This window comes from Streptomyces aidingensis (assembly GCF_900112355.1).
Taxonomy (GTDB): Bacteria; Actinomycetota; Actinomycetes; order Streptomycetales; family Streptomycetaceae; genus Streptomyces; species Streptomyces aidingensis.
In genome coordinates, this window is the sequence record NZ_FOLM01000005.1 from 174,125 (window position 1) to 188,648 (window position 14,524).

At 73.4% G+C, this 14,524-nt stretch carries 15 protein-coding genes; 12 read left to right on the forward strand and 3 right to left on the reverse strand.

The genetic code is table 11. The features are described 5' to 3' along the window. Positions 1-99: 99 nt before the first annotated feature. Both BM242_RS11825 and BM242_RS11830 read left to right on the forward strand, forming a co-directional pair. Positions 100-1,314, forward strand: a complete 1,215-nt coding sequence (locus BM242_RS11825; RefSeq protein WP_093838724.1) for a sensor histidine kinase — start codon at positions 100-102, stop codon at positions 1,312-1,314. Continuing rightward, positions 1,311-1,970, forward strand: a complete 660-nt coding sequence (locus tag BM242_RS11830) for a response regulator (protein WP_093838725.1) — start codon at positions 1,311-1,313, stop codon at positions 1,968-1,970. The genes BM242_RS11825 and BM242_RS11830 overlap by 4 nt, the downstream gene beginning before the upstream one ends. Positions 1,971-2,027: 57 nt before the next feature. On the opposite strand, the gene BM242_RS11835 is transcribed toward BM242_RS11830, so the two are convergent. Next, entirely contained in the window at positions 2,028-2,879 is an 852-nt protein-coding gene (locus BM242_RS11835) for an SAM-dependent methyltransferase (RefSeq protein WP_093838726.1), read from the reverse strand. Between the two features lie 14 nt (positions 2,880-2,893). Further along, positions 2,894-4,078 carry an FAD-dependent monooxygenase gene (locus BM242_RS11840; RefSeq protein WP_093838727.1) on the reverse strand — a complete coding sequence of 395 codons (1,185 nt, stop codon included), beginning with the start codon at positions 4,076-4,078 and terminating at the stop codon, positions 2,894-2,896. Between the two features lie 223 nt (positions 4,079-4,301). Between BM242_RS11840 and BM242_RS11845 the strand changes: the two genes are divergently transcribed. The 10 genes from BM242_RS11845 to BM242_RS11890 all read left to right on the forward strand — a co-directional run bounded on the left by BM242_RS11845 (position 4,302) and on the right by BM242_RS11890 (position 12,147). Next, positions 4,302-4,661: a SchA/CurD-like domain-containing protein gene (locus BM242_RS11845; RefSeq protein ID WP_093838728.1), complete on the forward strand. Its 360-nt coding sequence runs from the start codon at positions 4,302-4,304 to the stop codon at positions 4,659-4,661. After that, the gene (locus BM242_RS11850) at positions 4,658-5,479 is read left to right on the forward strand and encodes an SDR family oxidoreductase (RefSeq protein WP_245834005.1); all 822 of its coding nucleotides are present in this window, start codon (positions 4,658-4,660) and stop codon (positions 5,477-5,479) included. Before BM242_RS11845 ends, BM242_RS11850 begins: the two co-directional genes overlap by 4 nt. Continuing rightward, entirely contained in the window at positions 5,476-5,808 is a 333-nt protein-coding gene (locus BM242_RS11855; protein ID WP_093838729.1) for an antibiotic biosynthesis monooxygenase family protein, read from the forward strand. Before BM242_RS11850 ends, BM242_RS11855 begins: the two co-directional genes overlap by 4 nt. 300 nt (positions 5,809-6,108) lie before the next feature. Next, entirely contained in the window at positions 6,109-6,402 is a 294-nt protein-coding gene (locus BM242_RS11860; RefSeq protein ID WP_093838730.1) for an acyl carrier protein, read from the forward strand. A gap of 18 nt (positions 6,403-6,420) precedes the next feature. Then, positions 6,421-7,332 carry a cupin domain-containing protein gene (locus BM242_RS11865; RefSeq protein WP_093838731.1) on the forward strand — a complete coding sequence of 304 codons (912 nt, stop codon included), beginning with the start codon at positions 6,421-6,423 and terminating at the stop codon, positions 7,330-7,332. Continuing rightward, positions 7,329-8,591 carry a beta-ketoacyl-[acyl-carrier-protein] synthase family protein gene (locus tag BM242_RS11870; RefSeq protein ID WP_093838732.1) on the forward strand — a complete coding sequence of 421 codons (1,263 nt, stop codon included), beginning with the start codon at positions 7,329-7,331 and terminating at the stop codon, positions 8,589-8,591. The genes BM242_RS11865 and BM242_RS11870 overlap by 4 nt, the downstream gene beginning before the upstream one ends. Continuing rightward, a complete protein-coding gene (locus BM242_RS11875) occupies positions 8,588-9,832 on the forward strand; it encodes a beta-ketoacyl synthase N-terminal-like domain-containing protein (RefSeq protein WP_093838733.1) in 1,245 nt (414 codons plus the stop codon). Before BM242_RS11870 ends, BM242_RS11875 begins: the two co-directional genes overlap by 4 nt. Positions 9,833-10,237: 405 nt before the next feature. Then, positions 10,238-11,017 (forward strand): sensor histidine kinase, encoded by a 780-nt coding sequence (locus tag BM242_RS11880; protein WP_175541380.1) that lies wholly within the window; start codon positions 10,238-10,240, stop codon positions 11,015-11,017. Continuing rightward, a complete protein-coding gene (locus BM242_RS11885) occupies positions 10,996-11,700 on the forward strand; it encodes a response regulator (protein WP_093838735.1) in 705 nt (234 codons plus the stop codon). The genes BM242_RS11880 and BM242_RS11885 overlap by 22 nt, the downstream gene beginning before the upstream one ends. Positions 11,701-11,793: 93 nt before the next feature. Continuing rightward, complete coding sequence (locus BM242_RS11890) at positions 11,794-12,147, forward strand: TcmI family type II polyketide cyclase (RefSeq protein ID WP_093838736.1); 354 nt, start codon at positions 11,794-11,796, stop codon at positions 12,145-12,147. A gap of 50 nt (positions 12,148-12,197) precedes the next feature. Here BM242_RS11890 and BM242_RS11895 read toward each other — a convergent pair whose 3' ends face one another. After that, positions 12,198-14,441, reverse strand: a complete 2,244-nt coding sequence (locus BM242_RS11895; RefSeq protein WP_093838737.1) for an MMPL family transporter — start codon at positions 14,439-14,441, stop codon at positions 12,198-12,200. Between the last annotated feature and the right edge of the window lie 83 nt (positions 14,442-14,524).

Genomic DNA, 14,524 nt, shown 5'->3' on the forward strand with positions numbered 1-14,524 from the left:
TCCCGGCCAGCCCCGCGCGGTAGCCCGCGGCGCGGTACAACTCCTGTGGTACCGCGGGAGTCTGATGTCCGCCGCCGGGGCCACCGCTACGCTGCCGCGATGCGGATACCTCCTCTTGCCGCCGACGCGCTGATCGCGGCGGCGCTGTGCGGGGTGGCGCTGCTGCTCGGTCCGGAGGCCGCGCGCCAGGGGCGGGTCCCGCTGGACGCCACCGCCTACGCGCTGGTGGTCCTGGTCCATCTGCCGCTGGTGCTGCGCGGCCGGGCCCCGGTGGTGATCTGCTGTGTGGTGCATGCGAACTGGCTGGTGTTCATCACCGCCGGTTACTGGCCCGTGGTGTGCTCCTTCGGGCCCATGCTGGCGGTCTACACCGTCGCCTCCCTGCGCCCGTCGCGGATCTCCGTGCCCTGCGCCGTGCTGCTGGGCGCGACCTGGATCTACTCCGGCGTGGCCGGCCACGCCGACGGACTGCCGGCCGTCGCCGGCCAGGCGGTCGTCTATCCGGCGGTGCTGTGGCGGTTCGGCGTCGTCGCCCGCCGCTCCGCCGAGCTGACCCGCAGGCTGCGCCGGGAACAGGCCGAGCGGGCGCGGCGCGCGGTGGCCGAGGAACGCGGCCGGATCGCCCGCGAACTGCACGACGTGGTGGCCCACCACATGTCGGTGATATCGGTGCAGACCGGGCTGGCCCGGTTCGTCTTCGACACCGACCCCCCGACCGCGCGCACCGCGCTGGACACCATCGGCGCCACCGGCAAGGAAGCCCTGGAGGAACTGCGCCGCATGCTCGCGGTGCTGCGTGCCGACGACGGCGACGACAACGGCGCCAGCGGCGACAACGGCGACAACGGCGACAACAACGACAACGGCAGCGGCGGCGCTCCCGGCAGCCCGATGCCGGGCCTGGCCCGGCTGGAGGAGATGGCGGAACGCGTCCGTGCCGCCGGTGTCCCCGTCACCCTGACCGTCGAGGGCACCCCGCGCCCGCTGGCCCCCGGCGTCGATCTGTGCGCATACCGGGTGATACAGGAGGCGCTCACCAATGTGCTCCGGCACGCACCCGGCGCCCGCGCCGAGGTGCGGCTGGAGTACCGGCCGCACCACCTGACGGTTTCGGTCACGGACAACGGGCAGGAGGTGATTCTGGACAGACTGCACACCGGTGGCGGACACGGCTTGATTGGCATGCGCGAACGGGCCAAGCTCTATGGCGGCCGGATCAGCATCGGCCCGCGGGAGGAAGGCGGATTCGCCGTACGGCTGATCCTGCCGACGTCCGCGCGGGGCGCAGCCGGGGGGGATGACGCTGCCACATGACCACGGTGCTCGTCGTCGACGACCAGTATCTCGTCCGGGCCGGACTGGTCGGCCTGCTCCGGGCGGCGCCGGGCATCGAGGTGGCCGGCGAGGCGGGCGACGGCGCGGAGGCCGTGGCGCTCGCGGCCGGGACCGCCCCCGACGTCATCCTGATGGATGTGCGGATGCCCGGGATGAACGGCATCGAGGCCACCGAACGCATCCTGGCCGGGGCCGCCGCCCCCGCGCCCCGGATCCTGGTGCTGACCACCTTCGACCTCGACGAGTACGTGTACGGGGCGCTGCGCGCCGGGGCCTCCGGGTTCCTGCTGAAGGACTCCGGCCCGGAACGGCTGCTCGCCGCGGTGGCCGCGGTCGCGGTCGGCGACACGCTGTTCGCGCCCAGCGTCACCCGCCGTCTGATCGAGGCCTACACCCGGCAGCGCGGTGCCGGCCGGCACTCCCCGGATCTGGGCGCGCTGACCGCCCGCGAAGTGGAGGTGCTGAGACTGACCGCCCGCGGCCTGAGCAACCCGGAGATCGCCGAGCGGCTGTACATCAGCGAAGCCACCGTGAAGACACACCTCAACCGCACCATGACCAAGCTCGGTCTGGGCAGCAGGGCACAGGCGGTGGTGGTGGCCTACGAGACCGGGCTGGTGACCCCGGGCGGATAGCCGCCGGACAGCGGCCGGCCCGGCGGGCCTCCGGGGAGCCCGCCGGGCGATGCCCGGTCAGGGGGTGCGCTCGGCGCCGACCCGCTCGGCGCTGACCAGCCACATGCGGGCGTCGCCGACGATCTGGGGGTCGGTGAGGCGGGGAACCGGACGGCCGTGGCGGCGGGCCAGTTCGGTCTGCGGGGTGACCGCCGCCCGCCAGCCGTGCCCGGCCAGTCGGCCGACCGGGTCCTCCATCGTCGAGACCCAGGAGGCACCGACCCGGCGCAGCCGCTCGTGCACGGCCCGCATGTCCGGAAGTTCGGTGTAGGCCCGGTTGACGTGTTCCAGCGCCAGCCTGCTGCCCGGGGCCGACAGGGCGCCGATCCGGCCGAGCAGCCGGTCGTTGTCGTCCTCCGTCAGATACATCATCAGGCCCTCGATCAGCCAGACGGTGGGGCGGCCCGGGTCGAACCCCGCGGCGGTGAGCCGGTCCGGCCAGTCGTCCCGCAGGTCCGCGGTGACCACGGTGCGGTCGCAGGCGGGCCGCGCGCCCTGCACGCCCAGCACCGCCTCCTTGTAGGCCATCAGCCCCGGCAGGTCGATCTCGAACAGCCGGGTGCCGTCCGGCCAGTCCAGGCGGAAGGCGCGGGTGTCCAGGCCGGCGGCGACCACCGCCACCTGGGTGCAGCCGGCGCCGGCCGCGTCCCGCAGACAGTCGTCGAAGAACCGGGTGCGCAGGACGAAATGCTCCTCGTTCATCCGCCCGGCCGCCTGGACCGGTATCCAGCCGACCGCCTCCACCAGCGGTTCCGCCAGCGGATCGGTGAACAGCCGGTCCGGCCGGGCGTGCTCCCGGGCGCGCGCCTGCGCGATGATCACCGCGGTGCGGCTCACTCCGGTGGTGGGCCGGGTCGCCTGCGTGGTCATGACGGGGTGTCCCTTCAGAAGTCGGTGTCCATGGTGAGCCCGTAGGTCTTGCCGAAGACCAGCCGCTCGAAGGCGACGCGGACGAAGGTGTCGCGCAGCCGGCACATCACCGGGCTGCGGCGCCGGATGAAGGTGCCGTTGGCGCGGGACCGGCGGACGATGCGGGTGGTGCGGTCCAGCCGGCGCCGCTGGTACGCGAGCAGGGCCGCCGCCGGGTCCCCGGCCGGGCCGCCGTCGTCCCCGGCCAGGCACCGGGCCAGCACCACGGCGTCCTCCAGCGCCTGCCCGACGCCCTGGCCCAGATTGAAGGTCATCGGATGGGCGGCGTCGCCGAGCAGCGTCACCCGGCCGCTGGTCCAGCGCGGAACCGGGTCCCGGTCGAAGATGTCCACCGGGGCCAGCCGTTCCGCCGCACTGGCGCCGATCAGGGCCGGCACCGGATCGGGCCAGCCGGCGAACTCCTGGGCCAGCATGGACTTGGCGGGCATCCCGAAGGCGTCCAGGCGCCGGGCGGTGCGCTCGTCCAGAATGCCGTCCCAGTAGACATGGCCGTCGGCCAGCGGATAGTGGACGAACCACTTGCCCGCCCCGAAGGTGTTGGTGAAGACCCCGGGCTCGGCCGCCCCGGGCAGATGCACCACGCCCTGGAAGGCGGTGTAGCCCGCGTAGCGGGGCGGCGGCTCGTACGGCATCAGGGTGCGGCGCACGGCCGACCGCAGTCCGTCCGCGCCCACCACCACCGCCGCGCGGACCTCCCGGCCGTCCTCGAAGCCGGCCACCACCCCGTCGTCGTCCTGGGCGAGGGCCACGCAGCGCGCCCCGGTGTGCAGGTCCTCGCCGACCTCCTCGGCCAGCGCCCGGTGCAGGGCCGGACGGCTCACGGCGTACACCGGCGCGTTGTACCGTTCGGCGCCCGGGCCGAGGTCCCAGCGGGCCAGGGTGCGGTCGGCCGCCGCCCGGAACCGGTAGGTGCCGATCGGGTGGCCGACGGTGTCGAGGGGCTTGTCGAAGCCGATGGCACGCAGGGCGAGCACGGCGTTGTGCCACAGGATCAGCCCGTGGCCGGAGCGTTCGGCGCGCAGCTCGCGGGTGCGCTCGTAGGCCGCCGCCCGGATGCCGGACCGCCGTAGCGCCAGCACCGCGGCCAGGCCGCCGATTCCGCCGCCGATCACGGCGACCTCTGGTGTTCCTCCCGTCATGACCTGGGACGTTACGGGCCGCACCGGCCGCTGTCTTCCCCCGCGCGGACCGGTGTGCTCCTCCGCGCGGGGGAGGGGCGGGCCGGTCCGGCGGGGGGAAGACGCCGGGGTGCCGCGCCGGTCAGGCTGGCGGACGACCGGTGCCGGGACGCGCCGGAGAGCGCACCGTGCACCGCACACGCGCCATGCCCACGATGCCCAAGATGCCCACGGAGGGGACCGGATGCAGCGACACGCGATCACGTTCCGGGTGAAGCCCGGGACCGAGGAAGCGGTCAGGGAACTGCTCACCGACTACGCGCCGCCCCAGTGGCGGGCTCCGGACGGTACCCGGCTGCTCAGCACCTCGGTGTTCATGAAGGACGACATCGTGGTGCGGGTGGTCGAGATCGACGGCGACCTGCGCAGCGCCATGGCGCACCTGGCACGGCAGCCGTCCGTGCAGGAACTGGAGCGCAAGCTGGACCCGTATCTGGCCGAACCGCGGGACATGAGCTCGCCGGAGGGCGCCCGCGCCTTCTTCCAGCGGTCGATGATGCGGCATGTGACCACCCGGGTGGCGACCTGGGAGCCGGCCCCGTGACCGGCCCCGTGACCGGCCCCGTGGGCGGCCCCGTGGGCGGACAGCAGGGCGCCTATCTGGTGACCGGGGCGACCGGACGGCTCGGCGAGGCCACCGTCCGGCTGCTGGCGGAACGCGGCGACCGGCTGGTGCTGACCGGGCGCAACGCCGAACGCCTGGCGGAACTCCGCAAGTCCTGGGCCGCCACCAGCCGGGTGGAGGTGCTGGAGGTGGATGTCACCGAACCGGCCGGAGCCCAGCACGCCGCGGCCGAGGCCGCCCGGCTGATCGGCCCGCTGACCGGGATGGTGCATCTGATCGGCACCTTCTCGGCCGGGCCGCTGATGCTCACCGACGCCGCCGAGTTCGAGGACCTGATCAGGGCCAACTACCTGTCGGCGGTGGTCGCCACCCAGGCGGTGCTGCCGCATCTGGGCCGGGGCGGCCGGCTGGTCTACTTCACCACGCCGCTGACCGGCGAGCCGCTGGCGGCGCTCTCCGGCTATGCCGCGAGCAAGGCGGCGCTGGTGACCTGGATGCGCTCCATCGCCCATGAGGTGAAGCGGCGCGGTATCCACGCCAATGCCGTCTCGCTGACCATCGCCGACACCCCGGAGATGCGCCGGGAGCGTCCCGGCATCGACCTGGACCACACGGTCAGCCCGGAACTGGTGGCCCGCGCGGTCGGGTTCCTCACCAGCCCGGCCGCGGACGGCATCTACGGCGGGATCATCCCGGTGCTGGGCAAGTTCTCCTACAGCTCCGCACTGGCCGGCCCGCCGCCGGGGATCACCGGCCCGCCGCCCGGCGCGGGCGGCCCCGGACGGGAGGCGCCGTGACGGCCGGGGCGCGGACGCGGGCCCGGATCGTCTTTCTGATCCGGGTGCCGCAGGCGCGCCGGGAGGAGTTCCTGGCCGCCTACGAGAAGATCCGCTACGCCGTGGCGAACGGGGTGCCGGGGCACCTGCGCGACCAGGTGTGCCGGTCCGCCGACGATCCCGAGCGGTGGCTGATCACCAGCGAATGGCGCGAGCTGCGGGACTTCCTGGCCTGGGAGGCGTCGCCGGACCACCGGGAGCTGGTCCGGCCGATGCGGGAGTGCATCACCGAGGCCTCCTCGCTGCGGTTCACCGTGGTCGCCGAGACCGCCGCCCGCACCCCTGTCTGAGGCGCCCCCGGCCCTTCCCCGCCGAGGTCTTCCGCCGCCCGTCCGGCCCGCCGGACTGTCCCGGGCACCGCACCGAGCACGGCCCTCCGGTTTCCCCCGCCGGAGGGCCGTTCCCGTTCCCGTTCCCGTTCCCGCCCGGTGCCGCCCGCTCCGCCCGGGGTCCCCCGGCGTTCCCCCGTACGGACGAGCCGTTCCTCCCCGGGTCCAACTGACTTCTCATCACGGCAGCGGAAGTGCTCGCCGGGGCCCGCGACTTAGCGTGCTGGCAGCGCAGTCGACCGAACACGAGGGGATCAAGACATGGCATCCGAGACGCTGCCCGGCACCTTTGCGGGCCTCACCGAGGACGGTGTGCGGGACCTGCTGCGGGCCGTCGGCCTGGGCCCGGAGACGGTGTCCGACGCCGCCGCCTTCGCCACCTCCTTCGAGGACCTCGGCCTCGACTCGCTGGCGCGGGTCGAGACCGCCAGCCGGATCAAGGAGAGGTTCGGCGTGGACATCGAGGAGGAGCTCACCGCCGAGACCACGCCCGAGGAGATGCGCCGGCTGGTCAAGGACCGGCTCGCCGCCTCCCCGTCCGCCCCGGCGGCCTGAAGGGAACGGGACACCACGATGATCGGCCACACCGACAACAGCGTCGAGATCGCCGCTCCGCTGGACTTCGTCTGGACACGTACCAACGACCTGGCGAACTGGCCGCGGCTGTTCTCCGAGTACGCCACCGTCGAGATCCTGGACCAGACCGGGAACTCGGCCACCTTCCGGCTCACCATGCACCCCGACGAGCAGGGCCGGGTGTGGTCCTGGGTCTCCGAGCGCACCTGGGACCGGGAGGCGGGCGTGGTGCGGGCCCGCCGGGTGGAGACCGGACCGTTCGAGTTCATGAACATCACCTGGACCTATCAGGAACTGGCCCCGGACCTGACCCGGATGCGCTGGGTGCAGGACTTCTGGATGCGGCCCGACGCGCCGGTCGACACGGCCGGCATGACCGACCGCATCAACCGCAACACGGTGCAGCAGATGGCCCTGATCCGGGCCCGGGTCGAGGGCGCCCGCCGGGCGGTGATCGGCTTCGGCGACGTGCCGGCCAACCGCAAGCGCGGCGGCGACCTGCGCACCATGGTGGCCCCCGGCACGGTCGGCTCCTCCTCCGGATTCTGCGGGGCCGTGCGGCTGGGCCCGGGGGAGTCGGTCTCCGAGCACTACCACCCCTACTCCGAGGAGTACCTGTTCGTGGCGGAGGGCACGCTGCGGGTGGACCTGGACGGCGAGCCGGTGGAGGTGCCCGCCGAGCACGCCCTGCTCATCCCGCGGAACGTGCGGCACCGGCTGACCAATGCGGCCGGCGGCCCGGCGCTGGCGGTGTTCCAGCTCAGCCCGCTGGCGCCCGCCCCGCATCTGGGCCATGTGGACACCGAGCCCTATCCGGACGGCACCGTTCCGCCCGCTGCCGGTGCCGCTGCCGCTGCCGGTGCCGCCACCGGCGCCCGGGCCGGGGAGCACACGGTGGTGACGGCATGAGGCGCGCGGTGGTCACCGGCATCGGGGTGGTGGCGCCGGGCGGCCCGTCCCGCGAGGAGTTCTGGCAGCGGATCACCGACGGCAAGCCCGCGATCCGCATGATCAGCTCCTTCGACGCGACGCCGTACCGCTCGCAGATCGCCGCGGAATGCGACTTCGACCCCCGGCAGTACGGGCTGACGCCCCGGGAGATCCGGCGCAACGACCGGTTTGTGCTGATGGCGCTGGCCTGCGCCCAGGAGGCGGTGACCGACGCCGGACTGGATACGGACGCGGCGGACGGCGACCGGATGGGGGTCTCGCTGGGCTCCGCCGTGGGTGCCTCCATCACCCTGGAGGAGGAGTATGTGGTGGCCAGCGACCACGGCCGCGAGTGGCAGGTGGACCACCGGCACGCCATGCCGTTCCTCTACCAGGCGCTGGTCCCCTCCAGCGCGGCGACCGAGATCGCCGTCCGGTTCGGCGCGCGGGCCCAGGCGTCCCTGGTGTCCACCGGCTGCACCTCCGGCATCGACTCGATCGGGCACGCCCTGCGGCTGATCCAGGACGGCGAGGCGGATGTGATGCTCGCCGGGGCCTCGGACGCGCCGATCACCCCGATCACGGTCGCCTGCTTCGACGCCATCCGGGCCACCACCCCGGCCAATGACGTTCCCGAGCAGGCGTCCCGCCCCTTCGACCGGGACCGCAAGGGCTTTGTGCTCGGGGAGGGCGCGGCCGTGCTGGTGGTGGAGGAGCTGGCGCACGCCAGGGCCCGCGGGGCCCGGATCTACTGCGAGATCACCGGGTATGCGGCACGGGCCAACGGCTACCACATGACCGGTCTGCGGCCGGACGGCCGTGAGCTGGGCGACGCGATCGGGGACGCCCTCGGCCAGGCCCGGCTCGACCCCGGGCAGGTGGGGTACATCAGCGCGCACGGCTCGGGCACCCTGCAGAACGACCGGCACGAGACCGCCGCCTACAAGCGGGCGCTGGGCGAGGCCGCGCGGCGGGTGCCGATCAGCTCCATCAAGTCGGTGGTCGGGCACTCGCTGGGGGCCATCGGCTCGATCGAGATGGCGGCCTGTGCGCTGGTCATCGACCGGGGCGTGGTGCCGCCGACGGCCAATCTGACCACCCCCGACCCCGAGTGCGACCTGGACTACACGCCGGTGACGGCACGCGAGGCCGTCGTCGACCACGCGGTCTCCGCGGGCAGCGGGTTCGGGGGCTTCCAGTCCGCGATGATCTTCTCCAGACTGACGGAGGCGGCATGACGAGCCGGGTGGTTGTCACCGGCCTGGGCGTGGTGGCCCCCACCGGGGTCGGGGTGGCCGACCACTGGGCGGCCACGCTCACCGGCAGCTGCCGGATCAGCGAGCTCCCGGCATGGGACGGGGCGGGGGAGGGCGGGCGGCGCCCGCCGTTCCGGTCCGCCGGCCAGGTGCCGGACTTCGAAGCGGAAACGTTTGTGCCCAGCCGGGTGCGGGTGCAGACGGACCGCTGGACCTGGCTGGCGCTGGCCGCCACCCAGCTCGCGTTCGCCGACGCGGCCCTCGATCCGGCCGGGCACGACCCCTATGAGCTGTCGGTGGTCACCGCCGGCGGCTCCGGCGGCAACGAGTTCGGGCAGCGGGAGATCGACACCCTGTGGCGCAACGGCCCGCACACGGTCAGCGCCTATCAGTCGATCGGCTGGTTCTACGCGGCGAGCAGCGGACAGATCTCCATCCGCCACCAGCTCAAGAGCGCCTGCGGGGTGCTGGTCGCGGACGGGGCAGGCGGCATCGACGCGCTCGCCTCGGCGGCCCGGCAGATCCGCCGCGGGGTGCGTGCCGTGGTGACCGGCGGCACCGAGTCGCCGCTGTCGCCGTATGCGCTGGCCTGCCAGGCGGCTCTGCCCGGTCTGAGCACCGAGGCCGGCCCGGCGGACGCCTACCGCCCGTTCGCGGGCGGGGCCTCGGGCCAGGTGCCGGGCGAGGGCGGCGCCATGCTGATCGTGGAGGACGCGGAGTTCGCCCGGGAGCGCGGGGCGCCGCAGATCTACGCCGAAGTGGCCGGCACGGCCGCGACCCACGACGGCCATCACCCGGTGGACCCGGCCGACGGCTGCGGGCAGCTGGCCCGGGCCATGCGGCTGGCGCTGGAGCGGGCCGGCTGCACCCCGGCCGAGGTGGACGTGGTCTTCGCGGACGGCGCGGGCGAGCCGCGCCGCGACGCGCTGGAGGCCGCCGCCCTGCGCGAGGTGTTCGGGGCCCGGCGGGTGCCGGTGACCGTGCCGAAGACCATGACGGGGCGGCTGTGCTCGGGCGGCGCGGCGCTGGATCTGGCCTGGGCCGCGCTGGCCCTGGCGCACGACACCGTGCCGCCGTCCGCCTGCCCGCCCGGCACGGGCGAGGAGCTGGGACTGGACCTGGTGACCGAGGCGCGCCCGGCCGCCGGGGTGCGGACCGCGCTGGTCGTCGCCCGCGGGCTGGGCGGGTTCAATTCCGCGGCGGTGCTGCGGGCGCCCCGGTAGCGGCGCGGGCCGCAGCACACCGGCACCCGGCGCGGAAAGGCCGGCCCGGTGCCGGCGGGACCCCGGTCCCGCCGGCACCCGGGCCTGCTCCGCCGGTGATCAGCTATTTCGCCCCGCTGCCGCGGCGAATGCGGCTTTGCGGGGAGATGCGTAACGCAAAATTTATCTGACCCGTGAGTCGGGTACGAAGGCCCGGCTGTTCTCCCGCGACTAGTCGACCGTTCAGTAATAAGCCGAGTCGTACATTCTTCAACAATAATTTCCCTTGACCCTCCCGTGTGAGTCCTGTTAGCCTGCGCTGGGAGGTGTATAAGAGTGGAGTTTGACTCGGCTCTGACCGGGGGAATAACCTCCGAATTAGCCATGGAACATCTTTATGCGGCCCTCCTCGGGAGTAGTGTGGGAGTGGCCGTTGTTCTCTTCCTCTTTCTTTTCTGCGGGGATTCCTGCGGGCGTGAGCGCGCGGCCGTGGTGACCGAACGGCGGCGCATCGCCCGGGAGCTTCACGACACGGTCGGTAACCGGCTGCTGGTCATGGCCCTGCATGCCCGGCGACTCTCCGCCGCCGACACATCCGCACCGGCCTCGGGGGAGGTCATCGACGATCTCGCCCGGCTGACCATGAACGATCTGCGGCGAATGCTCGGCAGGCTGACCGATGTGCCGGACGGCGCCTGGCAGCCGCTGCCCGGGCAGGCCCGGGAGCGCCCCGCGGAGTCCGGCTCCGCCCAGTCGCTGGTCCGGGCCGTCGAGGGCATCGCGCGGCTGATGCCGCCCGGCCGGGTGGCGGTCTCCTGCCACGACGGCGGGGCGGAGCGCGCCCTGGCGCCCGCGGTGCGGCAGGCCGCGCTGAGCATCGCCCAGGAGTGCATCACCAACGGGGTCAAGCACGGCACCGGCGTGGTCCGGGTCCGGATCGGTTTCGCCACCGGGGTCCGGATCACCGTCGTCAACCGGGTGGCCGGCCCGGGACGTGCGCTGAGCTCGGTCTTCGGCTCCAGCCGGCTCGGTCTGCGGGGAGTGCGGGAGCGGGCCGTCGCGGTCGGCGGCACCGTCACCCACGGCCCGGCCCCGGCCGGGGGCTTCCAGGTGTCGGTGTGGCTGCCGGCGCCGTTCCGGCCGGCCGGCCGCCCGGTCCGCAACGAGCCGAGGGATGTCGCGGCATGCGCGAGTCCACCGTCCTGATCGTCGACGACCAGCCGCTGGTGCGGCAGGGGCTGCGGGCGGTACTGGCCCCCGTCGAGGGAATCCGGCTGGTGGGCGAGGCCGCCGACGGCGTCGAGGCGCTGCGGCAGGTGCGGGCCCTGCGTCCGGATGTGGTCCTGATGGACCTCTCCATGCCGCGGCTGAACGGGCTGGAGGCGACCGGGCGGATCTGCGAGGCCGAGCCGACCGGCGCGGTCAAGGTGATCATCCTGACCATGTTCGACGAGGACGACCACGTCTTCTCCGCCCTGCGGGCCGGTGCCAGCGGCTTCCTGCTCAAGGACGCGCCCACGGAGAAGCTGGTCGAGGCGATCCGTGAGGTCGCCTCGGGGGCGGCGCTGCTCTCCCCGGCCATCACCAGGCGGCTCATCGCGGAGTTCGCCCGGCGACCGACCGTGGTCGCCCGCCGGCCGGGCCCGCACGCCGGCCTCACCGGCCGTGAGCGCGATGTTTTCCGGCTCCTCGTCCAGGGATACAGCAACCAGGAAATCGCCCGTCTCCTGGTGCTCGGGGAAAGCACAGTGAAATCCCACGTCCAGCGCCTTTACCAGAAGCTGGGGGTGCGGGACCGCGTCCAGGTGGTCATTTACGGCTACGAAAACGGACTGGTTTCCTCCCCTTCTCATCCCGCGGGAGGAGGAACGGTTCCTCCGCGGAGATGAAGCGCCACCTCATGCCGGCGGCGGGAGACATCCCGCCCCGGCAATCCTAAATTTGAGCGCATCGGATACTCGATTCGAGTCGAGGAGTTGCGCATGCCCTCTCAGCCGTCGCACCGTCTGCTGATCGTCGCCCGGATCAAGCCGGGCGCCGAACAGGAGACGGCGGACTTGTTCCGTGCGTCCGACCGGACCGAGCTGCCCCATGCGCTCGGTGTCCGGCGGCGCGACCTCTACGCCTACCACGGCCTGTACTTCCACCATGTGGAGTTCGGCGGGGACCCGCGGGCCGCCGTCACCGCCGCCCGGCAGCGGGCGGACTTCCAGCAGCTCAGCGCGGACCTGGACGCGTACATCACCCCGTACCGGCCGGAGACCTGGCGCAGCCCGCTGGACGCCATGGCCACCGGCTTCTACACCTGGACCGCGGAGCACGGAGAACTCGGGTGACCACCGGGCGGGGGCCGGCCGCGGGCGGCCGGCCCCCGCCCGGGATCCCGTCACGGAAGCCGCGTCACCTCCTTGTGCCGCGGCCGGGCCCCGTCCGGCGGGCCGCCGGCACCGTCGGCCGGCCCGTCCGGATCCGCCGCCGGGCGCTCCTCCCGCAGCGGCGAGGGCTCGACCCGCAGCAGCCTGGCCGCCCGGTCCGGCAGCCACCAGTTCCACTTGCCCATCATCGCCACCGTGGCCGGCACCAGCAGCGACCGGATGACGGTCGCGTCCAGCAGGATGCCCAGCGCGATCCCGGAGGCGAAGATGGCCACGTCCAGCTCTCCGGTGGCCGACATGGAGGCGAAGGAGAAGAACAGCACCAGCGCCGCACAGGTCACCAGCCGCCCGGTGCGGGCCACACCGGTCACCACGGCGTCATGGGTGTTGCCGGAGCGGTCGTACTGCTCCCGCATCCGGGCCAGGATGAACACCTCGTAGTCCATGGACAGGCCGTACAGGAAGGCGAAGATGGTCACCGGGACGAAGGTGCCGATGGCGCCGTCCGGCTGGATGCCCAGCAGGGCCTGGGTGCCCCAGCCCCACTGCCACAGGATCACCATCGCGCCGATCACCGCGCCCAGCGACAGCAGGTTCAGCAGGATCGCCTTCAGCGGCAGCAGCAGCGACCGGAACGCGCGGGCCAGCATCACATAGGTGACCAGGGCCAGCAGCGCCAGCATCCACGGGAACGCGCCATAGGTGACCCGCAGATAGTCGATCTGCTGGGTGGCGTTGCCGCCGACCATGACCTCGTCCGGCACCGTGTCGATCACCCGCTCGATGGTGTCCCGGCCCGCGGCCGAGCCGCCCTCGTCCACCGGGACCACGGTGACCAGGGCCGAGCCGTCCTGCCGCCAGTCCTCGCCGTCCGGGGCGGCGACCGTGTGCACCCCGGGCAGCCCGCGCAGCTCGCCGGCCACCGCCTCCGGGTCGGTGCCCGGCGGCACATACACGTCGAACGAGGTGAGCACCCCGGACGGCACGCCGCCGTCCTGAAGCACGGTCAGCCCCTCCCGGCCGGGGCCCGACTCGGCGAGATTGCCGGAGACCGGCATGTTCAGGTTGACGCCCGTCGCGATCACCGTCAGCACCAGCAGCACCCCGCCGGCCAGCACGGCGGTCAGCGCCCGGAAGCGGACCACGCCGCGCGCCCACCGGGTCCACATCCGGCTCGCCGACGCCTCCCGGGCGTCCGGGTCCCGGCCCGCCAGCCGCTTCAGATCCAGCCGCCGGCCCGCCCGGGCCAGCACCAGCGGCAGCAGGGTCAGCGAGACCAGCGCGCTGGCCAGCGTCACCATGGTTCCGCCCACGCCCAGGCTGCGCAGCAGCGGAATGGGCAGCACCATCATCGTCACCAGACCGATGGCCACCGCGGCGCTGCTGAACACGATGGCGTGCCCCGAGGTGGCCATGGCCCGGTGCACCGCCTCGTCGCCGGAGTGCCCGAGCGCCCGCTCCTCCCGCCAGCGGGCCACCAGGATGAGCGCGTAGTCGATGGCGATGCCCACCCCGAAGAGCGGCAGCATGATCAGGGTCGTCTCATGGACCTCGATCACCGCCGAGGCCACCAGCAGGCCCAGGAACGAGGCCGGGATCGCGACCAGCGCGATCAGCAGCGGCACCAGCGCCAGCGCGGACCGGAACACCCAGCCCATGACCACGATCGCGGCGGCAATGGTGATCAGCAGTTTGACCGGCACATTGAGGCCGCCGGCGTCCTCGCCGGTGGCCAGCGGATCGAGCCCGGTGACATACAGCTCCGCACCCGGCGGCAGATGCGGGGTCATCACCTCGGTCAGCACGCCGTCCAGACCGGCGCCCTCGCCGAGCGCACTGCCCGGCAGCCCGCCCTGCTCCACCGGGCCGCCGTAGACCAGGCCGAAGACCGTGCGGCCGGCGTCGCCGACAAAGCCGCGGTCGCCGGTGTCCGGGTAGGACACCACCCGGCCGCCGGTCGCCTCGGCCGCCGCGGCGAACATCTCGCCGACCGCCTCCCGCACGGCCGGGTCGTCGGCGGTGGCGCCCTCCGGCAGCCGCACCACCGGGAGGAAGGGCCGCTCGTAGCCGCCCGTTCCGTACCGTTCCCGGATCTCCTTGTTCGCCTCGTAGGACGCCATGCCGGGGTAGGCGTTCTGCTCGGAGACGTTCGGCACCAGCAGCGCCGCCGCCCCGCCGCCGGCCAGCAGGAGCACCACTGTCAACAGGCCCACCAGCCGGGAGCGGGCCAGCACAAGCTGCGAGATTCGTTTCATGCTCCCATGCCAGCAGCGCGTTCTTGGACGGCTCTGTGCCTGTTCTGTGAGTTCTCGGTGAGTCGCGGCGGGGCGCCCATGCG

Excerpts from the sequence above, each read along its gene's own strand:
- BM242_RS11845 (WP_093838728.1), top strand. The coding sequence starts at position 4,302 with ATGCAGCGACACGCGATCACGTTCCGGGTGAAGCCCGGGACCGAGGAA.
- BM242_RS11890 (WP_093838736.1), top strand. The coding sequence starts at position 11,794 with ATGCCCTCTCAGCCGTCGCACCGTCTGCTGATCGTCGCCCGGATCAAG.
- BM242_RS11885 (WP_093838735.1), top strand. The coding sequence starts at position 10,996 with ATGCGCGAGTCCACCGTCCTGATCGTCGACGACCAGCCGCTGGTGCGG.
- BM242_RS11870 (WP_093838732.1), top strand. The coding sequence starts at position 7,329 with ATGAGGCGCGCGGTGGTCACCGGCATCGGGGTGGTGGCGCCGGGCGGC.
- BM242_RS11840 (WP_093838727.1), bottom strand. The coding sequence starts at position 4,078 with ATGACGGGAGGAACACCAGAGGTCGCCGTGATCGGCGGCGGAATCGGC.
- BM242_RS11865 (WP_093838731.1), top strand. The coding sequence starts at position 6,421 with ATGATCGGCCACACCGACAACAGCGTCGAGATCGCCGCTCCGCTGGAC.
- BM242_RS11835 (WP_093838726.1), bottom strand. The coding sequence starts at position 2,879 with ATGACCACGCAGGCGACCCGGCCCACCACCGGAGTGAGCCGCACCGCG.
- BM242_RS11875 (WP_093838733.1), top strand. The coding sequence starts at position 8,588 with ATGACGAGCCGGGTGGTTGTCACCGGCCTGGGCGTGGTGGCCCCCACC.
- BM242_RS11830 (WP_093838725.1), top strand. The coding sequence starts at position 1,311 with ATGACCACGGTGCTCGTCGTCGACGACCAGTATCTCGTCCGGGCCGGA.
- BM242_RS11895 (WP_093838737.1), bottom strand. The coding sequence starts at position 14,441 with ATGAAACGAATCTCGCAGCTTGTGCTGGCCCGCTCCCGGCTGGTGGGC.
- BM242_RS11860 (WP_093838730.1), top strand. The coding sequence starts at position 6,109 with ATGGCATCCGAGACGCTGCCCGGCACCTTTGCGGGCCTCACCGAGGAC.
- BM242_RS11825 (WP_093838724.1), top strand. The coding sequence starts at position 100 with ATGCGGATACCTCCTCTTGCCGCCGACGCGCTGATCGCGGCGGCGCTG.